The organism is Escherichia sp. MR, from assembly GCF_005280595.1.
GTDB lineage: Bacteria > Pseudomonadota > Gammaproteobacteria > Enterobacterales > Enterobacteriaceae > Escherichia > Escherichia ruysiae.
The window spans coordinates 1-4356 of the sequence record NZ_SZVK01000106.1 but is presented as its reverse complement, the minus strand read 5'-3'; the positions used below and the strand labels follow the sequence as shown (position 1 = coordinate 4356).

The following is a 4356-nucleotide window of genomic DNA, read 5'->3' as shown; positions in this document are numbered from 1 at the left end:
GGAGCGGATTTGAACGTTGCGAAGCAACGGCCCGGAGGGTGGCGGGCAGGACGCCCGCCATAAACTGCCAGGCATCAAATTAAGCGAAAGGCCATCCGGAAGGATGGCCTTTTTGCGCTGGTGCAGAAAAATGCCGGATGCGACGCTGGCGCGTCTTATCCAGCCTTGTATTATCCCTTCTGCTTTTGCATCCACTTCACCACAAAATCAGCCAGCCCCTCAACATCATTAATATCCAGTAACGCAACATCAACATTAAGCGGTACATCGCTGGCCACAGCAATGACATGCCTGTCTATCACCAACTCTTCCGGTCGATGTCCGGCTCCATCACGAAACAGCACAATCTTCGCGATCTCTTCATGCTTAAACCCTTCGACCAGAATCAAATCTAGCTTTGAGGTATCCATTCGACTTGCGAGGAAATGCAGATCCAGTTCTTCTTCGTCTGGCGTTTCCGTCATCAAAGCCCATCGTTGCTGGCTGGCAACGATGGTTTGCGCCGCGCCAGCCTTGCGCAGCTCATAGCTATCTTTGCCTGGCTTATCAACATCCATATCATGATGCGTATGCTTAATCAGCCCTGGACGGATCCCTCTGGCGCATAATGCCGGGATCAGTTTTTTCAGCAGCGTAGTTTTTCCAGTGCCACTCCACGCGGCAAAGGCGAGTAACGGTATCATCGTTTTTCCTGCCATCGGGCAAGCTCCTCTGGCGTATTCACGTTAACAAATGCATCTTTATGATCGCTGAAATCAACCGCATGACCGCCAGCCAGACGCATAAATGCCATTACCCGGCGTTCTCCTGTTTGCAGATATTCTAGTAATAAAGGCTCAATTGCGTGGTTTACCAGAGCAATAGTCGGGTGATCGCGTTCACCGTCATGAACCCACACGACAGGCGCATCTTTGCGCTGATGATTAAGCCGGGCGGCTAAATCATGGGGAATGTAAGGCGTATCGCACGGGCAAAACAAAAACCACTCACCCGCTTCCTGCTGCATTACTGAAAGCATTCCTGCCAGAGGGCCTGGGTAATCCGCCAGTGAATCTTCAATCACTTTCAGACCGCTTGCCTGATAAATTTCCTGATGACGATTAGCATTAACAACGACGTGAGAGAGCTGCGTCATAAGCGCGTCAGCGACATGTTGCCATAATGGTTTGCCGTTTAATTCAAGCAATCCTTTATCTACGCCGCCCATTCGTCTGGCTTTACCTCCTGCCAGCACAACGCCTGTTATCATCGTCATCAGATTCACCGATATCGCCTCTTTTATTGTGGGATTGACCCTGCTAACGTGTCTGTCTCAAGAGTAAGGAGCATCACTATGAAATGTAAACGTCTGAATGAAGTTATTGAACTCCTCCAGCCAGCCTGGCAAAAAGAGCCAGACCTTAACCTGCTGCAATTTTTGCAGAAACTGGCGAAAGAGTCAGGTTTTGACGGCGAACTGGCGGATTTGACGGATGACATTCTGATCTATCATTTGAAAATGCGTGATTCCGCGAAAGATGCGGTGATCCCAGGTTTGCAAAAAGATTATGAAGAAGACTTCAAAACGGCGCTATTACGCGCACGCGGCGTAATTAAAGAGTAAAAGCTTGTAAGCGGCGCGACCAAAATCATCGTGAAATGATATCCTTCATCATTCGTAATGTTTTCCGGATGATGGGATGAACAACAACGCTTTTACTTTCCAGACACTACACCCGGATACCATCATGGACGCTCTGTTTGAGCAAGGGATCCGGGTGGATTCCGGGCTTACCCCGCTTAACAGCTATGAAAACCGTGTCTATCAATTTCAGGACGAAGATCGTCGACGTTTTGTCGTCAAATTTTACCGTCCTGAACGCTGGACAGCCGATCAAATCCTCGAAGAACATCAATTTGCCTTGCAGCTGGTTAACGATGAAGTTCCGGTCGCAGCACCTGTGGCCTTTAACGGTCAGACTTTATTGAATCATCAGGGATTTTATTTCGCCGTTTTCCCAAGCGTCGGTGGTCGCCAGTTCGAAGCTGATAATATCGATCAGATGGAAGCGGTTGGTCGTTATCTGGGGCGTATGCACCAGACAGGGCGCAAACAGCTTTTTATCCATCGCCCGACTATCGGTCTGAATGAATATCTCATTGAGCCACGCAAACTGTTTGAGGACGCTACACTGATACCTTCCGGGTTGAAAGCGGCATTCCTGAAAGCGACAGATGAGCTGATCACCGCCGTTACAGCGCACTGGCGGGAAGATTTCACCGTTCTGCGGCTACATGGTGACTGCCATGCCGGGAACATTCTCTGGCGCGATGGTCCGATGTTTGTCGATCTGGATGATGCACGTAATGGCCCGGCTATTCAGGATTTGTGGATGTTGCTGAATGGTGATAAAGCCGAGCAGCGTATGCAACTGGAAACTATTATTGAAGCTTATGAAGAATTTAGCGAGTTCGACACCGCTGAAATCGGACTGATTGAACCTTTACGCGCCATGCGTTTGGTTTATTATCTTGCCTGGCTAATGCGGCGTTGGGCTGATCCCGCGTTCCCGAAAAATTTCCCGTGGTTAACCGGGGAAGATTACTGGCTACGACAGACGGCGACTTTTATAGAACAGGCAAAAGTTCTACAAGAACCCCCTTTGCAATTAACACCTATGTATTAATCGGAGAGAGTAGATCATGAAAAAGATTTGGCTGGCGCTGGCTGGTTTAGTTTTAGCGTTTAGCGCATCGGCGGCGCAGTATGAAGATGGTAAGCAGTACACCACCCTGGAAAAACCGGTTGCTGGCGCGCCGCAAGTGCTGGAGTTTTTCTCTTTCTTCTGTCCGCACTGCTATCAGTTTGAAGAAGTTCTGCATATTTCTGATAACGTGAAGAAAAAACTGCCGGAAGGCGTGAAGATGACTAAATACCACGTCAACTTCATGGGTGGGGATCTGGGCAAAGAACTGACTCAGGCATGGGCAGTGGCAATGGCGCTGGGCGTGGAAGACAAAGTCACTGTTCCGCTGTTTGAAGGCGTACAGAAAACCCAGACCATTCGTTCTGCATCTGATATTCGCGATGTATTTATCAACGCAGGTATTAAAAGTGAAGAGTACGACGCAGCGTGGAACAGCTTCGTGGTGAAATCTCTGGTCGCTCAGCAGGAAAAAGCCGCAGCCGACATGCAATTGCGTGGCGTTCCGGCGATGTTTGTTAACGGTAAATATCAGCTGAATCCGCAGGGTATGGATACCAGCAATATGGATGTTTTTGTTCAGCAGTATGCTGATACAGTGAAATATCTGTCCGAGAAAAAATAATTCAATGTAAATTACATAAAGCCCGTGAATATTCACGGGCTTTTTTTATTATTTAATAAATATAAATACATTCTGATAATGCATCCTGCCGCTGGACATTATTTCAGCATAAGTGGATATTCAAAGTTTTGCTGTTTTATCAGGGAATATTTATATGATACGTAAGTCAGCTACAGGTGTTATTGTTGCGTTAGCCGTAATCTGGGGTGGTGGCACATGGTACACAGGTACGCAAATTCAGCCAGGTGTCGAAAATTTTATTAAAGATTTTAACGATGTTAAAAAGAAAGGTGAACATGCCTACGCGATGACATTAAGTTATAAAAATTTTGAAAAAGGTTTTTTTAATTCCCATTTTCAGATGCAAATTATATTTGATAACGGTGCACCCGATCTCAATATCAAACCAGGCCAGAAAGTTGCATTTGATGTAGATATTGAGCACGGTCCGTTACCCATCACAATGTTAATGCGTGGTAATGTCATCCCCGCACTGGCAGCGGCAAAAGTGAACTTAGTGAATAATGAACTGACACAACCGCTATTTATCGCCTCGAAAAATAAATCGCCCGTTGAAGCGAAATTGCGATTCGCGTTTGGTGGCTCATTTTCCACGACATTAGATGTTGCCCCTGCAGAGTATGGAGAGTTTTCCTTTGGTGAAGGCCAGTTTACTTTTAATGGTGATGATAGTTCATTGTCTAACCTGGATATTGAAGGCAAGGTCGAAGATATTGTCCTGAAATTATCGCCAATAAGCAAAGTAACGGCGAAGAGTTTTACCATTAATTCTCTGACGCGATTAGAAGAAAAGAAATTTCCGGGGGGTGAAAGCGAGTCGAAATTTAATCAGATTAACATTATCAATCGCGGAGAAGACGTTGCCCAAATCGATGCTTTCGTTGCAAAAACCAGGCTGGATCGCGTAAAAGACAAAGATTATATCAATGTCAATCTGACCTACGAACTTGATGGTGATGCTGCCAACTTACTGATTTAGTGTATGATGGTGTTTTTGAGGTGCTCCAGTGGCTTCTGTTTCTATCA

Annotated in this window: 5 protein-coding genes and 1 pseudogene; 4 read left to right on the top strand and 2 right to left on the bottom strand. The window is 46.5% G+C overall.

Going from position 1 to position 4356, the window contains the following annotated elements:
- Positions 1-170: 170 nt before the first annotated feature.
- Both mobB and mobA read right to left on the bottom strand, forming a co-directional pair.
- Positions 171-698, bottom strand: coding sequence for a molybdopterin-guanine dinucleotide biosynthesis protein MobB (gene mobB / locus FC814_RS22225; RefSeq protein WP_105280361.1), 528 nt, complete (start codon positions 696-698; stop codon positions 171-173).
- A complete protein-coding gene (gene mobA / locus FC814_RS22220) occupies positions 680-1264 on the bottom strand; it encodes a molybdenum cofactor guanylyltransferase MobA (protein WP_137326479.1) in 585 nt (194 codons plus the stop codon). The genes mobB and mobA overlap by 19 nt, the downstream gene beginning before the upstream one ends.
- A 69-nt stretch (positions 1265-1333) precedes the next feature.
- Between mobA and FC814_RS22215 the strand changes: the two genes are divergently transcribed.
- From FC814_RS22215 to FC814_RS22200, 4 genes and pseudogenes are all read left to right on the top strand, one after another.
- Entirely contained in the window at positions 1334-1603 is a 270-nt protein-coding gene (locus tag FC814_RS22215; RefSeq protein ID WP_001295263.1) for a YihD family protein, read from the top strand.
- Between the two features lie 76 nt (positions 1604-1679).
- Positions 1680-2666 carry a stress response kinase SrkA gene (srkA, locus tag FC814_RS22210; RefSeq protein ID WP_137326478.1) on the top strand — a complete coding sequence of 329 codons (987 nt, stop codon included), beginning with the start codon at positions 1680-1682 and terminating at the stop codon, positions 2664-2666.
- Positions 2667-2682: 16 nt separating this feature from the next.
- Positions 2683-3309 carry a thiol:disulfide interchange protein DsbA gene (dsbA, locus tag FC814_RS22205; RefSeq protein WP_000725346.1) on the top strand — a complete coding sequence of 209 codons (627 nt, stop codon included), beginning with the start codon at positions 2683-2685 and terminating at the stop codon, positions 3307-3309.
- A gap of 154 nt (positions 3310-3463) precedes the next feature.
- Positions 3464-4282 (top strand): annotated as a pseudogene (locus tag FC814_RS22200) (DUF945 family protein); the annotation flags it as partial.
- Positions 4283-4356: the final 74 nt, after the last annotated feature.